The sequence below is a fragment of the Intrasporangium sp. genome, from assembly GCF_032907665.1.
Lineage (GTDB): Bacteria > Actinomycetota > Actinomycetes > Actinomycetales > Dermatophilaceae > Intrasporangium.
This window is the reverse complement of the sequence record NZ_JAJJPG010000251.1, coordinates 1-2,791: the sequence shown is the minus strand read 5'-3', so window position 1 is coordinate 2,791 and position 2,791 is coordinate 1. Positions and strand designations below refer to the sequence as shown.

Below are 2,791 nucleotides of genomic sequence, written 5' to 3'. Positions count from 1 at the left end.
CCACCCTCGAGGAGGCCGGCGCCCTGGAGTACACGACGATCGTCGCGGCCCCGGCCTCCGACTCGGCGGGCTTCAAGTACCTCGCCCCCTACACCGGCTCGGCCATCGGCCAGCACTGGATGTACCAGGGCAAGCACGTCCTCATCGTCTTCGACGACCTGTCCAAGCAGGCCGAGGCCTACCGCGCCGTGTCCCTGCTCCTGCGTCGCCCCCCGGGTCGCGAGGCCTACCCCGGTGACGTCTTCTACCTCCACTCACGGCTCCTCGAGCGCTGCGCGAAGCTCTCCGACGACCTCGGTGCGGGCTCGATGACGGGTCTGCCGATCATCGAGACGAAGGCCGGCGACGTCTCGGCCTACATCCCGACGAACGTCATCTCGATCACCGACGGTCAGATCTACCTCCAGGCCGACCTGTTCAACTCCAACGTCCGACCCGCCATCGACGTGGGCGTGTCGGTGTCCCGAGTCGGTGGCGCCGCACAGATCAAGGCGATGAAGGACGTGGCCGGTCGCCTCAAGCTCGACCTCGCGCAGTTCCGTGCGATGGAGGCGTTCGCCATGTTCGCGTCCGACCTCGACCCCGCCTCCCGGGCGCAGCTGGCCCGGGGTGCCCGCCTCGTCGAGCTGCTCAAGCAGCCGCAGAGCAGCCCGTACCCCGTCGAGGAGCAGGTCGTCTCGATCTGGGCCGGGACGACCGGCCGGCTCGACGACATCGCCGTCGAGGACGTGCGCAACTTCGAGACCGAGCTGCTCGAGACCCTGCGCCGGGAGGGCAAGGTCCTCCAGACGATCCGGGAGACGAAGAAGCTCGACGAGGACACCGTGACCGCACTCGAGAAGGTCTTCGACGACGTGAAGTTCACCTTCAAGGGCACGGGCCGCGAGGGCCTCGAGGCAGGGCACGAGGAGTTCGACGAGCTGGAGTCCGACGAGATCGTCCAGGCCCAGATCGTCAAGCGCAAGTAACCCACGGGGGCTCACGGCCCTGGCGGGCCTGCGCCCCCGTGATCCCCCGAAGAGCTCGCGTGGGCGGGTCGGGGGGATGGCGGGAACCTTGCAGAACGAGCCAGCCCGGCGGCATACGGCCCCAGAGAACTGAACGACCGACGCATTCACGACCAAGAGAGGCGGAGCACATGGGAGCGCAGATGCGGATCTACCGCCAGCGCATCAAGTCCGTCAACTCCATCAAGAAGATCACCAACGCGATGGAGCTGATCGCGGCTGCACGCGTCGTCAAGGCGCGCCAGCGGGCCGTCGAGGCGATGCCGTACACCGCGGCACTGACACGCGCCGTCTCCGCCGTGGCGAGTCACACGAACGAGGAACACCCGCTGACGACGGCGAAGGAGACGGCGCTGCGCGCCGGCGTCGTCATCATCACGTCGGACCGTGGTCTCGCCGGGTCCTACTCGGCCTCCGCGCTCAAGGAGGCCGCCGAGCTCGTCACGCGCCTCCAGAGCGAGGGCAAGGAGGTCGTGCCCTACCTCGTCGGTCGCAAGGCCGTGGCGTACTACAAGTTCCGCCGGCGTCCCTATGCGGCCGAGTGGAGCGGCTTCACCGACGCCCCGCGGTTCGAGCACGCGCGCGAGATCGCCGACCGGATCACGGCCGACTTCCTCAAGGAGACCGAGGAGGGAGGCAACGACGAGATCCACGTCGTCTACACCCGCTTTCGCTCGATGGTCTCCCAGGACCCCCACGTGCTGCGGCTGCTGCCCCTCGAGGTCGTCGAGGCCGAAGATGCGCAGGGCGACACCGGACTCGACTTCTCCGTGGCGACCTACGAGGAGGGTCAGCTCGTCCCGGAATACGAGTTCGAGCCCAGTGCCGACCAGGTCCTCGACCTGCTCCTGCCCAAGTACGTCCGCAACCGGATCTTCACCTGCCTGCTCAGCTCGGCCGCGTCGGAGCTCGCGGCCCGGCAGCGCGCGATGAAGTCCGCGACGGACAATGCCGGAGAGCTCATCAAGAAGTACGAGCGGCTCGCCAACCAGGCCCGGCAGGCCGGCATCACCCAGGAGATCAGCGAGATCGTGGGCGGCGCGAACGCCCTCGCCGACGCTCAGAAGAAGAAGTAACCCGTACTAGGTAATAAGGAAGATCCACCATGACTGCAACTGTCAGTGACAACGTGGGGGCGGCCGCTCAGGGGCCCAGTGCGGGCGGCGTCGGACGCATCTCTCGCATCATCGGCCCGGTGGTCGACGTCGAGTTCCCCAGCGACGCGATGCCGGAGCAGTACAACCTGCTGACCACCCAGGTCGCCCTCGGCGGCGAGACCAAGAACATCAACCTCGAGGTCGCCCAGCACATCGGCGACAACATGGTTCGCGCGATCTCGCTGCAGCCGACCGACGGACTCGTCCGCGGGTCGACCGTGCAGGACACCGGCGGCCCGATCACCGTCCCGGTCGGCGACGTCACCCTCGGTCACGTCTTCAACACGACCGGTGAGTGCATGAACCTCGAAGAGGGCGAGACCCTCGACATCAAGGAGCGGTGGGGGATCCACCGCAAGGCCCCCGACTTCGACCAGCTCGAGTCCAAGACCCAGATGTTCGAGACCGGCATCAAGGTCATCGACCTGCTGACGCCGTACGTCCAGGGTGGCAAGATCGGCCTGTTCGGCGGTGCCGGTGTCGGCAAGACAGTCCTCATCCAGGAGATGATCGCCCGGGTCGCGCGCGACCACGGTGGTGTGTCGGTGTTCGCCGGTGTCGGCGAGCGCACCCGTGAGGGCAACGACCTCATGGTCGAGATGGAGGAGGCCGGCGTCCTCGGGCAGA

Annotated in this window: 1 protein-coding gene and 2 pseudogenes; all 3 read left to right on the top strand. The window is 67.5% G+C overall.

Translation table 11 applies throughout. From position 1 onward, the window contains the following. Window positions 1-968, top strand: a pseudogene (locus LOY02_RS19035) (F0F1 ATP synthase subunit alpha); the annotation flags it as partial. A 170-nt stretch (window positions 969-1,138) separates the two neighbouring features. Further along, window positions 1,139-2,083 (top strand): F0F1 ATP synthase subunit gamma, encoded by a 945-nt coding sequence (locus tag LOY02_RS19030; protein ID WP_317183933.1) that lies wholly within the window; start codon window positions 1,139-1,141, stop codon window positions 2,081-2,083. Between the two features lie 29 nt (window positions 2,084-2,112). Continuing rightward, window positions 2,113-2,791: pseudogene (locus LOY02_RS19025) on the top strand (F0F1 ATP synthase subunit beta); the annotation flags it as partial.

Coding starts and splice junctions, on each gene's coding strand:
- LOY02_RS19030 (WP_317183933.1), top strand. CDS start 1,139: ATGGGAGCGCAGATGCGGATCTACCGCCAGCGCATCAAGTCCGTCAAC.